The sequence below is a fragment of the Vibrio minamisatsumaniensis genome, assembly GCF_050337445.1.
Classification (GTDB): Bacteria; Pseudomonadota; Gammaproteobacteria; order Enterobacterales; family Vibrionaceae; genus Vibrio; species Vibrio artabrorum.
Window position 1 is genome coordinate 1 of the sequence record NZ_JAKJSY010000045.1, and the last position, 13,962, is coordinate 13,962.

Consider the following 13,962-nt stretch of genomic DNA (forward strand, 5'->3'; position numbering starts at 1 on the left):
GCAGTGCTTTCTTCATTAACCCATGTTTGAACAAAGAGTCTATGCCTCTGTTTTTTATGGAAAGAGCGTACGTGAAATCGATGCAGGGTCTCTGTAATTGTAGTCGGAACTTTGCTGGTTGTTAGGATGATACCCGTTGCATTTGATTTGCATGAGTTTTCATTAAGTCGGATCGGTTTTGAGTGTGCCAACCTGCGAAATGATTGCTTAGCCTATCTAAGCTGAGAGGAAACATTATCCGATAGAGGGTTGACCTTTCCCTTACGGTAAGGTTTAGCCTTATAACATAAAGCGATGGCGGTTGAATCAATAATGCGTGTAAATGTCGTCGTTGGGTAATTCCTAGTGAGCTTTCTCTTTTTGTTCCCATTCTGTCAGTACATTAGGTTTATTCAATGTTTCAAATGCTAACAGTGAGTGCTCTCACTCTTGGTTGATTTGGTGTACATACTCACTCGCCCTATGTTGTATTAAGGATTTGTTATGGATCGTCGCTCGTTTATAAAAAACTCAACATTAACTGGTATTGCTCTTTCTGCATTTCCCAGTACTTATTCATTTGGTTCGATATTAGATCCCGTTGCGAAAGCGCCGAATAATCTTCAGCCGCTTCCGATACCACCACTGATTGATACCACCCAGAATGAGCTGACACAATTGAACATCATCAATGGAATGTCTGAGTTTTATAAAGGTATCTCAACCAAAACTTGTGGTATTAATGCCGACTTTCTTGGCCCAGCCTTAAAGGTGCGTAAAGGAAAAACAGCAAATATACAGGTCAATAATGATCTCGATGAAACCATCACACTTCATTGGCACGGGCTTGAAATACCAGGAAGTAAAGATGGGGGGCCTCATCAGATGGTAAAAGCCGGGGAGGCTTGGAAGGTTGAATTACCGATTACGCAGCCCGCAGCGACTTGTTGGTTTCACCCTCATCAGTACCCACGGACAGCCGAGCTAGTCATAAGAGGCATTGCTGGTCTTATTATTATTGAAGACGAAGAAAGCGACGCGCTTAATTTACCCTCAGATTGGGGGATCAATGATATCCCCGTCATAATCCAAGATCGTAAATTCAACAAACAGGGACAATTTGACTATGAGTTGTTGGATATCATTAACGTTGCAACCGGCTTTGCGGGTGACACCATGCTTGTCAATGGTGCCCTTAACCCGGTTGTGGATGTGCCCCAAGGTTGGGTTCGTTTTCGCGCTCTAAATGGTTCGAATGCAAGAAGTTATTTATTGTCTTTCTCCGACCATAGAGAGTTCTATGTGGTTGCCTCTGACTCTGGGTTTCTTGAAAAGCCAGTACCGATGAAGTCGATTCATGTCTCCGCGGGAGAACGATTTGAGATTTTAATCAAAGTGGATGAAAACACACAGTGTGATCTGGTCACACACCCTCTTCACCAAATGGGTATGATGGCTCCGCCTTTTGATGAGATTGTTCCTTTGTTAACCATCCGTTCAAATCAAACGGTGAGTAAAGGGACATTGCCGGAACAACTTACAACGATAAAACGTCATAAAATCGAAGATGTGAAAACAAAAAGAGATTTTGTTTTAGAGATGGGGGAAGGGTTAGATCATCAAGCAATGATGCTTTTAAGAAAGAAAAAATCGGCTATGACTCAGCGAATGGTTATGGCTGGCAGTAAGATGCCAATGGACGATTTGAAAGACAAGAGTCGTCCAATGTTGTCACCTGAAGATTTGAAGGTGATCAATGGCATAAATGGCAAACCTTTTGACATGAATGTTATCGATGAGGAAGTGAAGCGAGGAGAGTTGGAACATTGGGTTATTAGTCAGGGAAAAGATATGATGCTCCACCCTTTCCATATTCATGGTTGTCGATTCCAAGTTCTTTCAATCAACGGTGAACAGCCATCCCCGCATCTCATGGGTTGGAAAGATACAGTACCAGTATTTCCGCAAGGCATTACTGAAGTTCTTGTTAGGTTTGAGCATGAAGCGCAACGCAACTTACCTTATATGGCACACTGTCATATATTAGAACATGAAGATACTGGAATGATGATTCAGTTTACAGTGACCTGATAACGATAAATGGATGGCTCAGAAATATGGCGCTTAGCGTACAGATGTCTTGTTAGCACTGAGCGCCTTCTAAGGAACAAAACTTAGCTCTAGACTTGTTTTTCAAAGGATTACAGCGCAGAATCAAAAAAAAATTGAAAGGAGCAATCAAATGGAACTGACAGATATTCGTCGTGAATACGCTCAGGGTGGATTGAGACGTAAAGACTTGGCCGAAGACCCAATTGACCAATTTAATCTTTGGTTAGAGCAAGCTATTAAAGCTAAGCTAACGGACCCTACGGCGATGACAGTCGCGACCGTTGACGAACATGGTCAACCTTTCCAACGAATTGTTTTACTTAAGAATGTTGATAAAAATGGCTTCGTTTTTTTCACAAACTTAGGCAGCCGTAAAGCGCATCATCTTGAGCACAATAGCAAAATCAGTTTGCATTTCCCTTGGCATCCCCTCGAGCGACAAGTGCATATAAACGGCACGGCTGAAAAGTTGACAGCGTTGGAAAATATAAAATATTTTTCGTCTCGCCCGAAAGAGAGTCAATTGGCCGCTATCGCCAGTAAACAAAGTAGCCGAATTTCTGCTCGTGGAGTTTTGGAAGGTAAGTATTTAGAGCTTAAGCAGAAATTCGCAAAAGGAGAAATTCCGGTGCCTTCTTTTTGGGGAGGCTTCCGAGTGCGTGTGGATAGCATTGAATTTTGGCAAGGGGGTGAACATCGTTTGCACGACCGTTTCCTTTTTTCTCGTCAAGACAACCATTGGGATGTCGATCGCCTAGCGCCATAGTCTACTTGATTGAATAAAAGTACCGTTGATTTGATGATTAAACCCATCAAATAACGGTATTTTTTTATCTGCTCTTCGCTGTTTAGAATCACGGGGAACTAGCGTTATATTATTATGTTTTGAACCTGCCATTGAGAGATTACAACTCTCGCAGTACTCTGAACCCCAAGTAATTCGCAGCGGTTGTCGTTGGCACATGGAGTTCACTAAACACTTTTGATTTTTCTGGCGAGAAGCTCCAAGCGCCCCCTTTTGCTAAACCTTGTTGAAGGTTTGTCCATTCCCACACATTACCGACCATGTCGTAGAAGCCTGTTGGTGTTGGTGAAAATGACTTAACTGGAGATGTGCTGACGTTTGACCACGGCGTGCCTGCCCAACCGGTATTCGCCTTGCCTGAACGGAATTCATTGCCCCACCAGAAGTTGGTCCCTTGCCCCGCTCTCGCGGCGGCTTCCCACTCTTGTGGTGTCGGTAAACGGTAGCTGAAGCCGGTGCTTTTAGATAACCAACGGGTGTAAGCCTTAGCATCGTTTTGGCTAACACACACCACGGGTGCGTTATCGACTTGCTTAAAGCCAGGGCTTTGCCAGTTATTGTCTGAAACGGTCGTGATTTCGTCATTGATGAAGGTATCGCAAGTCTTCATCAGCTCTGCGTCTGTTTGATAGCCTGTGTTTTCGACAAATGCTCTAAAGTCTTGAACGCGGGTCAGTGTGGCTGCGAGAGCGAAAGGCTTCTTAATCGTAATTTGTTGAGCGTTGTTTTCACCTAACAAATACCGACCCGACCCGACCACAATCATTTCAGGACTCTGAGTATTGGCTTTTATCGGATCGGCGAACTTGGTGCCGACATTCAATGAGTTTTGCTTGGCTTGCAATACCGCTCTTAGATTGTAATCACGAGCGATTTTCAATTCTTGATGGAAAGAAAGGTAGCCTTCTTTCTCGATCGTGATCATGTGTTGACCTATTGGTAGCATCACTTCAACGGGTGTACTGCCATATTTCACACCGTTGATAGAAACCGTGTCATTGTATTGGTTTGAACGTATGACCAAGGTAACCCAAGCGACTTCTTTTTGTTGATTGTTGGCTTGTTGTTCACTTTGTGTGAAACAGTTTGAGGATTGAATATCAAGCAGACGACAGGCTGTGTTCTTATTTGGACGTGTTTCTAGATTGGCAGCAATCACCACTCGGTAACGGTTATCTTCAGAGAAACCAGAGGATTCCACCTTATGTTGAAGGACGTGAATGTTCAGCGAAGCAGACGCGAGGTGTGCTTTGACTATTTTGGATTCAGTCGCTTTATCTATAAGGTTGTGTTGGAATTTTTTTACCGCTTTTTGAAGGGCTAAGGTCACCGTTTGGTCTGAACATTGCGCCAGTGTCATGTCGTTGCTGCAACGATTAGTAAAGCTGACGGTGTGTGTTTCTTTTTGAGTGATCTCGTTTCTTAGTCGCTCGGCTCTGGCTCTTAGCTTGTTTTGATTCAAATTGTCGATTGAAGTTTCTGTCGCTGCTTTCTCGGCCTGAATAGCCTCAAGTTCCATCACTAAGCTTTGCTGCTTCTGCTCTGAGTTTGAAATCGTAAGCTTGCCTTCTTTAACTCTCTTCCAAGCGTCTTGGAAGTGGTTTTGAGCTGGCGAGATATCGAAATCGGGTTCATCAATCATGCGTGTGTAATCTTGCTCTAGGCTGGCTTTCGCCTTAGCGAGTGCTCGTTCTGCTTGAGCCAATAGCTTGACTAGACGTGCGGTTTGCTTTGCTTGGCTATCGACTTCATTTTGTTTGTCAGCCAGTTTCTTCTCAACAGCGGTTAAGTCGGCATGCTTTTCGAAAAGTGAGCTGTCAATGTCGGTGACCGATGATGTGATAGCGACCTGTGTCGCTTCTGCAAAAACAGCTGACGTCATTAAGCAGGGAGCAAGTGCAAATAGTAGAGTAGGAAAACCTTGGCGCATGATGGGCTACTTTAATCGTAATTTAGGTTAATTGAATATTCTAAAAGAACGCACCATTTCGTTTGCAGCTACTTTCTATAACGATTAACAAAATGGTGACGGTTCATTCAGTGTTGTGAAATAGGCTCAGCTATATAAGGTTGCCGTGCTTATTCATCCAGGTTTTAACTGTTTTTGCTAGGAAGAAGCTTAACCCAGATCGTGTCACTGCCGCTGATGGTGACGGTACGGTTGTAAGACTCGTAACCCTGTTTTGAGATGGTTACGTGATGACGGCCATTTGGGAGCGCAACTTCAAGAGGTGTACTCCCATATTTAATGCCGTTAATTGTCACTGAATCATTGTATTGATCAGATCGAACTGTCACGTTAGCCCACTGTTTATCATTTTTCTTAACTACCGCTGCATCACTACCTGTTAAACAGTAGCGCGTTGAAACATTTAATAGTTTACATGCGGCGACCGCTTCAGGTTTAGCTTGAAGCTGAGCTTGCATTTGTACGGAGTAAGCGTTGTTCCCTGAGAAGCCACTTTTGATTGCTTGGCTATCTTGAACATGGATGTTCAGTTGTACACCTTGTAAGTTTTGCTTAGCCAATGTGCTTTCTGTGAGCTGATCAAGTAATTGGCTCTTGAACGTTTGCACGGCTTTTTGATTGGTCAGGTGTTTACCTTGAGCTGCGCACTCACCGAGTGTCATTGTTGCAGCACATGTGGTGGTGTAACTGGTTTCAAGAACCGCACTTTCACGCAGTTCTGTGGCAATACGTTTAACGCGAGCTTCAACTTTCGACTCTCTTAAGTTGGCCTGCTCATTATTCAGTCGAGCTTGCTTTTGCTTGAGTTGAGAAAGGTGGATTTCGCTCTCGTTGATCGCTTGTTGGTTGTCTAACTGAGCGGATTGGTTTTCTTTAACCGCAGCCCAAGCATCTTGATAGCTTTTCTGGAAAGAGACTAAATCTGTTTCTGGATCTTCCAGTAAGCGACTGTACTGTTTGTCGAGTACAGACTTGGCTCTGTTACGTTTAGCCTTAAGTTCATCACCTTCGCGTTGCAACTTACTTTTTTGATTTTGTTGCTGCTTGAGGTGTTCGGCCGCCGATATTTGGGTCGCTGCAATACGCTCAATATCTGAGTTTTTCTCTGTTAGCTTTGCATCGATAGCTGAAACGGGATCGACTTGATTCAGTTCTTCAGCTGATAACGATGCAGATACCCAAAGTGGGGATAGCGCAAGCAAAAGCGCTGAAATTCGAAAGTTGGTCATATGTCCCTGCAACTGATTAGATTGAAATTGGCTCGTTAATAAAGTGTCGACTTCCTAGTTTTGAGTCACTAGTTATTGGCCATGACACAGTATCAATCTTTATACCGTTTTATTGATAACCAATCTACTCGAAAGCCCAGTTTCGATACTTTGGATACACTTTTTCAGGCTGAGGCCTAATTATTTGAGCTGAAAAAGAAAATATGGTTGTGCTTGTATCGTGATGACTTCCCTTATTTTTGCTGTCTGTGTTATTGCTATTGGGAAGTGAAGCTTTAAGGAAATATTGGTTTTACAACAGCCGTAGTTTGTACACTCATGATCATCTTTCCGGAGGCATGATCATAATGATCACGGCAACAATTTTGATTCCGTGCTGAGGAAATGATGTTCATGATTATTTACAAATTCATCTTATGTAGATTTCAGAGTATTATTCTCAGCATATCTCCCCGAGCACGCTATTGTCATGTCAAAACCTTTACCCTTTGCAAACTTAGATTTGTCTTCGCTAGGCCTTACTGGTCCTCGCCCTGCCGAGATCATAACCTTGCCCTCGCATATGGATTGTCACGAACATCAATACGCACAGGTGGTTATCGGTTTAAAAGGTCAGGCAGAATTTGAAGTCAGTGGTAAAGGGAATTTAGTTGGCCCTGGTCAAGGTTGTGTGGTGACGGCAAGCTCTGATCATGCTTTCGGTGGAGTGGTTGGTCAATCGGATATTCTAGTGCTCAATATGCCCATGCCAAGTGGCGACGATCCGCTAATGTTAGAGAAGATTAACCAGTTGGAATCATCGAGTGTCTATTTCCAATTAGATCTACAAATTCAAAAGCTTATCCACATGTTAGTGCAAGAGATGCAAGCGAACCCCGATGATTTACTTTTGAGCCGAGCGTGTAACGATACCGTGATCGCGTTAATGCAAAGGCATATATCGGCATTCGAAACACCGGTTAAAGACTCGCGTTTTGATCTTGAAGCTTTAGATCGCTACATCGAACAGCATCTCGCCAATAAGATTTCTGTTGCTCAGCTTGCAGGCAGTGTGTTCTTAGGTGAAAGTCAGTTCCATATGTTATTTAAAGAACAAATGGGCATTACCCCGCATCAGTATGTGTTGGGTAAGCGCATTGATCGATCTCGACGTCTGATTGAGCAAGGTCACCTCAGCCTCGGTCAAGTTGCAGAACTGGCCGGATTCTCCGGTCAATCCTCCTTCACTCACACCTTTTCACGTCTTCAAGGCATGTCACCATCTCAATATAAAAAGAAAATTTCTGTTAAATAGTGAAATAAATTAGCATGTAAATTTAAAGATTTATATGTGACCCTGTGTTTATTTTGTTAAAAAAGCGAGTTTTTGGCAAAAAACTCGGAGTTTTTGACAAGTAATCCTTATGCGCTCAAAATACACTGCTGCCATTGTAGAGAGCCCGGACTATTTTCGGGTGTGAGATTAAGGAAAGCGCATGTTTACAGCTACTGATGTGTTAAAACCAGAATTCAACGAGCAATCGCTTGATGATCTCTGGTCGCTTATCTCACCATTATATATGGTGGATGAAACCCAATGGCTAGAGCAACTCTTACCACTAGCAACCCCTTCTGAGTCAGAAAAGCAACAAATCACGAAAAAAACGACCTCATTGATTGAAGCTATTCGTGCAGATAAAACGTCTATCCAGATGATCGATGCACTGTTACTTGAATACAGCTTAGACACTCAAGAGGGCATCTTGCTGATGTGTCTGGCGGAAGCCTTGATGCGTATTCCTGATTCAGCAACGGCGGATGCGCTGATTCGTGACAAACTCAGTGTTGCTGATTGGAAATCTCATCTAAAGAATTCTGACTCCGTGTTTGTTAACGCTTCTACTTGGGGGCTAATGCTAACCGGCAAGGTGGTTGGTCTTTCATCTAACGAGCAGAGTGCGGGTCAAGCGGTCAACCGCTTAGTAAACAAGCTTTCTGAGCCTGTTATTCGTAAAGCGATGCACCAAGCGATGAAGGTGATGGGGCACCAATTCGTTCTTGGCCGCAGTATTGCTGAAGCACAAAAGAACGGTAAGTCTATGCGTGACAAAGGTTTTACCTATTCATACGATATGTTAGGTGAAGCGGCACTGACCACAGCAGACGCCAATAAATACTTCAAAGATTACCTAATGGCGATTGAAGCCGTAGGTCGAGATACCTATGTTTCTCCACAATCGAATGTCTCTTCAAAATCGAGCCCTGCGCCATCGGTATCTATCAAGTTGTCTGCGCTTCATCCACGTTATGAAGTGGCGAACGAAGACCGTGTATTGACGGAACTTTGCGATACGCTAGAACAGCTATTGCGCCGCGCAGTCGAGCTCGACGTTGCCATTACGATTGATGCGGAAGAAGCGGATCGCCTAGAGCTATCTCTTAAACTATTCGAAAAACTGTACCGCACTGATCTGGTAAAAGGTTGGGGAAAATTTGGTCTGGTTATTCAAGCTTACTCAAAGCGTGCTCTTCCGGTTCTGGTTTGGCTAAACCGCTTGGCGAAAGAGCAGGGTGACTTAATCCCGCTTCGCTTGGTGAAAGGCGCGTACTGGGACAGCGAAATCAAATGGTCACAACAAGCGGGCTTTACTGATTACCCCGTTTACACACGTAAAGAAGCGACGGATGTGGCTTACCTTGCTTGTGCACGTTACTTATTGAGCCCTAGCGTTCGTGGCAATATCTTCCCGCAGTTCGCCAGCCACAATGCTCATACGGTTTCCGCTATTGCAGTAATGACTGACCATAAAGACTTTGAATTCCAACGCTTACACGGTATGGGTGATTCGCTTTACAACCATGCGATGGAAGCTTATCAGCAGTCAGTACGTATTTACGCACCGGTTGGCAGCCATAAAGACCTACTGCCATACCTAGTACGTCGCTTGCTAGAAAACGGTGCAAACAGCTCGTTTGTACACCGTTTGGTTGACGCTCGTTGCCCAGTGGCAGAGCTGACTCAGCACCCAGTTGATATGCTTCTGGCGTTCGATACCTTGAATAACACTAAGATTCCTCTGCCGCCTGCGGTGTTCCCCGAACGTAAGAACTCGTATGGTGTCAACATTGATATCGAAAGCGAAGCGCATCAGTTTGAAGAGCAAGTAAAAGGCTTCTTGAACAATCAATGGATTGCCGGGCCTGTGATCAACGGTGAAGCTCTTGCTGAAAGCATGATCAAGGCGGATCAGAATGTTGAGCAAGTGACCGCACCTTATGATCGTCGTATTCATGTGGGTCTGGTGGCTTTCGCTAACCTTGATCATGTTTCCGCGGCGATCAGTGGTGCAGACGCCGCATTCGCTGATTGGAACGCCACTGCGGTTGAAATCAGAGCGGCCGCGCTTGATAAGCTGGCTGATTTGATGGAAGACAACCTCGCTGAGCTGGTGGCGATTTGTCATCAAGAAGCGGGTAAGACAATTCATGACAGCATTGATGAAGTGCGTGAAGCGGTCGACTTTTGTCGTTACTACGCAAAACAAGCGGATAACCTCCAAGGTTTTGAACTCAAAGGTTTTGATGGCCAAACACGAATCGCTTCGCGACAAGGTCGGGGCGTATTCGTTTGTATTAGCCCTTGGAACTTCCCTCTCGCCATCTTTCTTGGCCAAATTACAGCTGCTTTGGTGGCCGGTAACACGGTTGTGGCTAAGCCTGCCGAGCAAACAAGCTTGATTGCAGCTCGCGCAGTGGAACTGATGAAGGAAGCGGGTTTCCCTGCTGGTACGATTCAGTTACTGCCGGGGCGTGGCGCCGAGATTGGCAGCGCACTCACCAGCCACGATGCAATTGCTGGCGTTGCTTTTACGGGGTCGACACCAACAGCACAACGTATCAACGTGTCATTGGCGAGTCGCAATGCTCAGCCGGTTCCGTTTATTGCGGAAACGGGTGGTCAGAATGCAATGATCGTCGACAGTACCGCACTGCCTGAGCAAGTCGTTCGTGATGTGGTTCGTTCTGCATTCGCTTCAGCAGGCCAGCGCTGTTCGGCACTGCGGGTACTTTATATTCAAGAAGACATCGCTGATCGTGTGATTTCTCTAATTCATGGTGCAATGGATGAGCTGAGTGTTGGTATTCCATATCTTCATAAAACCGATGTGGGCCCTGTGATCGACTCAAATGCGAAGCAGAAGCTAATGGCACACATAGAGAACATGACCAATACCCAGAAGAAGGTGGCTCAACTTTCTCTAGGTACGGATTGTGAACATGGTGATTTTGTTCCACCAAGTGCGTTTGAAATCGATGACATCAGCTGCTTGCAAGAAGAACAGTTTGGCCCTGTGCTGCACATTGTCCGCTTCAAGGCGAGTGAGTTAGCGCAAGTTGTAGACCAAATTAACCAAACCGGTTTTGGTCTAACTATGGGTATCCACAGTCGTAATGAAACAACTTATCGTTGGATTGAAAAACACGTGCGTGTGGGTAATTGCTACATCAACCGTGACCAAGTGGGCGCCGTTGTTGGTGTGCAACCATTTGGGGGTCAAGGCTTGTCGGGAACTGGCCCTAAAGCGGGTGGCCCTCACTACCTCTATCGCTTTACCGATGTTCATTTTTCTCAATCACAAGACAAGGCATAAGGAGCAGTATCATGGTTCATCAAGTGGCAAGTTTTTCTGATGCTTTGTTGGCGTGGGAACAATGGAATCTTACCGATTTTGATCATAAGAGTGCTCAGGTACTTTCATTTAAATCAGAGATGGAAAGTCAATCTGCGCCTTTGGCTGCGGTAATGACTTTCCATCTAGAGCAAGCATTTGCACTGCTTGCTGAACATCATCTAATGGCAGGCCCTACGGGGGAAACCAACGAGCTGTATGCTGCTGGTCGTGGCGTCGCTTTGGTAATTGTTGATGATTTCGAAGAGAAGTTGCCTGCACTGCAAACCGCAATGGCGATGATTACAACGGCACTATTGGCCGGTAATAGCGTTCAATTGTGCAGTGATGACGTGCCGTTCAATACCTTAATTGCGGATGCTGCGAAACAAGCGAGCCTGCCTACCAACTTGGTACAGGTTGCCTCGTATGACGCTGCTCAACTGTTGTTGTCTTGCGATGTACGAAGTGTGGCTTACGTGGGGAATTCACAAACGGCTCAAGCGATTAATTTACAACTTGCTAAGCGTGACGGTGCCATTGTCAGTTTAGTGGCTGAAACGGATCTGAAGGCAATGAATGTTGCTCATGATCCACATCTAGCGCTGCGTTTCATTACCGAGCGTACGCGAACTATAAATATCACTGCCGTGGGCGGTAACGCGACCTTGCTCGAACTTGGAAGTGAAGCTCACTAACCTTCAGTAATATTGGCTCTAAAGACCTTTGGTTTTGGCCATTGGTCTTTTTGAGCCAGAATCCTCAATTCAATGCACTGACTTGTCTCTAGGGGCTTGCTATTCATTGAATTGGGCATGGAAGGCTTTCTAAAAAATGAGGACTATCAAATGATAGAAAACAGTTTTGCAATAACGACGACGTTCATTGCGTATCTAATTCTGATGCTAGCGATCGGTGTTATTGCTTACAAACGGACATCTAGCTCTACGGACTACTTCCTAGGCGGACGTTCGTTAGGCCCATGGCCTGCTGCCCTTTCTGCTGGTGCATCAGACATGAGTGGCTGGTTGTTATTGGGCTTACCTGGTTACGCTTATGCTTCTGGGTTTGAAGCATTTTGGCTTGCTGGTGGCCTGCTTGTCGGTACATGGGCAAACTGGTTAATCAGCGCTAAGCGTCTACGCACTTACAGTATTACAACTGAATCTCTTACGCTGCCCGAATTCCTATCTCGTCGTTTCAATGATAATTCTAAGTTGATCCAAACCATCTCTGCTTTATTTATCCTTTTATTCTTCCTTTTCTACACAAGTTCAGGCTTGGTAGCTGGGGGGAAATTGTTTGAAACGGTATTTGGTTTAGATTATGCGACCGCGGTCATTATCGGCACTGTGTGTGTGGTTTCTTACACTTTATTTGGTGGGTTCCTTGCCGTAGCTTGGACGGATTTAGTGCAAGGCTTATTGATGTCTGCTGCGCTATTGATTGTACCAATCGCCGCTATGAACGGTGGCTTAGGGCAGTTATCTAGCGATCTACACAATATCAATCCTGAGTTACTAACACTATGGAATAATGTGAAAGGCGAGCCTCTGTCCGCTATCGCGATTATCTCGCTAGTCGCATGGGGTCTAGGTTACTTTGGTCAACCCCATATTCTTGCGCGTTTTAAAGCTACACGTAGCAACAAAGACTTAACTGCTGCGCGTCGTATCGCTGTTATTTGGTCTGCATTGTCTATGGTTGGTGCAATGCTTGTTGGTCTTGTCGGTTTAATTTACGTGACTAACTCCGGTGCGCCTAAGCTAGACGATGGTGAGAAGATCTTCATGCTGCTTGTGAACGCGATGTTCCACCCAGTTATCGCAGGTATCCTGCTAGCGGCAATCCTAGCGGCAATCATGAGTACCGCGGATTCACAACTTCTTGTTTCTTCTTCTGCACTGGCAGAAGATCTGTACAAGCAAGTGTTGAAGAAAGATGCGACCTCTGAAGAGATCGTTCGTGTCGGACGCTTTGCGGTAATTATCATTTCTCTAATTGCTCTTATGCTTGCGATGACACCAGACAGTTCAGTGCTTGGTCTTGTATCTTACGCGTGGGCAGGTTTTGGTGCTGCATTTGGCCCCGCTGTTGTATTGAGTCTTTACTGGTCTCGAATGAACCGTAATGGTGCTTTGGCGGGTATTGTGGTTGGTGGCGTTACAATTGTTCTTTGGAAGCAGTTGACTGGCGGTTGGTTCGATGTGTACGAAATCGTACCTGGGATCATTTTATCCACTATCTCAATTGTTGTCGTTAGCTTGATTACGGGTGAGCCAGAAGACAAAGTTAAGAAGCAACATGCTGAGTTCGAAAAGAACCTCGTTGAGCTAGACTGATTTACATTGTAAAAATACCGATGAATGAGTAAAGATCATTAGTAAAAAAGAATAGAGTCACTTCGGTGGCTCTATTTTTTTTATCTTGATCGAATGTGTCGATTTGCGAGCGATTTAGTAAAAGATTGTTGAATCAAGCATAGTTGTTTTGAGGTTTACAATGTAAATTGAAGGAGTTCAAAGCGCAGAAAAAAGCGTAGGTAGGAAATAATAATGACGTTTGATGTCAAAAATAAGAAAGTAAAATGGCTATTTTTTGAACTTAGCGCTCACTTTTATCATTAGAGCCGTGAATTTTGGGACTGAATTGGACATGATATGTTAATTGTCAGTAACCACTAAAGACCTATAGGACAAAGGCATGCCAGATCTCTATTGCAAAGGATGTAAAAAAACAACACTACATAAATCTATAATGAAACGTTGTGAATTAGAGCCTGAGACAGCGTCGGGCCGTATGATGCAATGGACGTCAAAGCTGTTTAGTGGCAATCTATATTACGACATGGAAACTCAACATTTTTGTCGAACGTGTAACTGTCGTTGCGAAGCGATAGAGCCTGCTCCTCAAGTCGGTTTAGCTTCATATATGCCAAATGCGTAATTACTGACTGAGATCAACAAACCTACTCGATAGTAGGTTGCTTTGCTCTACACTACACAGCTTTGCCTATAAGCTCATTCTTAAGTGGGATATTATCAATTCTCACTTCCCATCCATAGGTTAAGTACTCATGAGCGAGTGCTTGAGCAACATCTTCTGATACTGTTACGTGTGTCCATGAGCCAACACCGTATGGTTTGTATGAGAGTTCCTGCATTTTCATAATCGCGCTATCCTTTCCTTTTGAGCATTCTATTATTCACTTTGACCTAT

The 13,962-nt window shown here is 44.6% G+C and carries 10 protein-coding genes; 7 read left to right on the forward strand and 3 right to left on the reverse strand.

Annotated elements, in window-relative coordinates; all coding sequences use genetic code 11:
- The first annotated feature begins 483 nt into the window (after positions 1 to 483).
- Positions 484 to 2,070, forward strand: a complete 1,587-nt coding sequence (gene cueO, locus L4B77_RS11460) for a multicopper oxidase CueO (protein ID WP_429750543.1) — start codon at positions 484 to 486, stop codon at positions 2,068 to 2,070.
- 151 nt (positions 2,071 to 2,221) lie between these two features.
- Positions 2,222 to 2,857 carry a pyridoxamine 5'-phosphate oxidase gene (gene pdxH / locus L4B77_RS11465; protein ID WP_429750545.1) on the forward strand — a complete coding sequence of 212 codons (636 nt, stop codon included), beginning with the start codon at positions 2,222 to 2,224 and terminating at the stop codon, positions 2,855 to 2,857.
- Between the two features lie 139 nt (positions 2,858 to 2,996).
- Here pdxH and L4B77_RS11470 read toward each other — a convergent pair whose 3' ends face one another.
- Entirely contained in the window at positions 2,997 to 4,826 is a 1,830-nt protein-coding gene (locus L4B77_RS11470) for an SUMF1/EgtB/PvdO family nonheme iron enzyme (RefSeq protein WP_429750547.1), read from the reverse strand.
- 164 nt (positions 4,827 to 4,990) lie between these two features.
- A complete protein-coding gene (locus tag L4B77_RS11475; protein ID WP_372041034.1) occupies positions 4,991 to 6,094 on the reverse strand; it encodes a PEGA domain-containing protein in 1,104 nt (367 codons plus the stop codon).
- A gap of 469 nt (positions 6,095 to 6,563) precedes the next feature.
- On the opposite strand from L4B77_RS11475, the gene L4B77_RS11480 reads away from it, so the two are divergent.
- The 5 genes from L4B77_RS11480 to L4B77_RS11500 all read left to right on the forward strand — a co-directional run bounded on the left by L4B77_RS11480 (position 6,564) and on the right by L4B77_RS11500 (position 13,689).
- Entirely contained in the window at positions 6,564 to 7,388 is an 825-nt protein-coding gene (locus L4B77_RS11480) for a helix-turn-helix domain-containing protein (protein ID WP_261840498.1), read from the forward strand.
- Positions 7,389 to 7,569: 181 nt separating this feature from the next.
- Positions 7,570 to 10,725: a bifunctional proline dehydrogenase/L-glutamate gamma-semialdehyde dehydrogenase PutA gene (gene putA / locus L4B77_RS11485; RefSeq protein ID WP_429750550.1), complete on the forward strand. Its 3,156-nt coding sequence runs from the start codon at positions 7,570 to 7,572 to the stop codon at positions 10,723 to 10,725.
- Positions 10,726 to 10,736: 11 nt separating this feature from the next.
- Positions 10,737 to 11,441, forward strand: coding sequence for a 1-pyrroline-5-carboxylate dehydrogenase (locus tag L4B77_RS11490; RefSeq protein WP_261840500.1), 705 nt, complete (start codon positions 10,737 to 10,739; stop codon positions 11,439 to 11,441).
- A gap of 153 nt (positions 11,442 to 11,594) precedes the next feature.
- The gene (putP, locus tag L4B77_RS11495; RefSeq protein ID WP_261840727.1) at positions 11,595 to 13,085 is read left to right on the forward strand and encodes a sodium/proline symporter PutP; all 1,491 of its coding nucleotides are present in this window, start codon (positions 11,595 to 11,597) and stop codon (positions 13,083 to 13,085) included.
- Positions 13,086 to 13,500: 415 nt separating this feature from the next.
- Positions 13,501 to 13,689, forward strand: coding sequence for a hypothetical protein (locus L4B77_RS11500; protein WP_429750552.1), 189 nt, complete (start codon positions 13,501 to 13,503; stop codon positions 13,687 to 13,689).
- A 52-nt stretch (positions 13,690 to 13,741) separates the two neighbouring features.
- Here L4B77_RS11500 and L4B77_RS11505 read toward each other — a convergent pair whose 3' ends face one another.
- Positions 13,742 to 13,912: a hypothetical protein gene (locus tag L4B77_RS11505; RefSeq protein WP_261840502.1), complete on the reverse strand. Its 171-nt coding sequence runs from the start codon at positions 13,910 to 13,912 to the stop codon at positions 13,742 to 13,744.
- Positions 13,913 to 13,962: the final 50 nt, after the last annotated feature.